Here is a 230-nt window from a genome sequence, read left to right on the forward strand (position 1 = left end):
GCTTTGTGCATCACCAAAGCATTCTTCTACCGCAGCCACGACCGCCCGCGGCAGGTTCTCTTCAAAATCATCGTAGCTGTCATCATCTGAGCTAGTAACCGGCTCATCAGTCAGTGGACGATAGCGAACTTCGACGGGAAAGCTGCGCCCTTCGACATTAAAAATCGGGGCTGGTACGTTACGTTTTAGTTTATTATCATAACGGCTAAAATATTCGCTAAAGCGCTTGG

Annotated in this window: 1 protein-coding gene; it reads right to left on the reverse strand. The window is 48.7% G+C overall.

The window, feature by feature from the left end; genetic code table 11:
- The coding region (locus AAEZ03_RS29155) for a hypothetical protein (RefSeq protein ID WP_350583505.1) at nt 1-230 on the reverse strand (230 nt) is incomplete at both ends.

This window comes from Pseudomonas sp. HY2-MNA-CIBAN-0224, assembly GCF_040310285.1.
In the GTDB taxonomy this organism is placed as follows: Bacteria; Pseudomonadota; Gammaproteobacteria; order Pseudomonadales; family Pseudomonadaceae; genus Aquipseudomonas; species Aquipseudomonas helleri.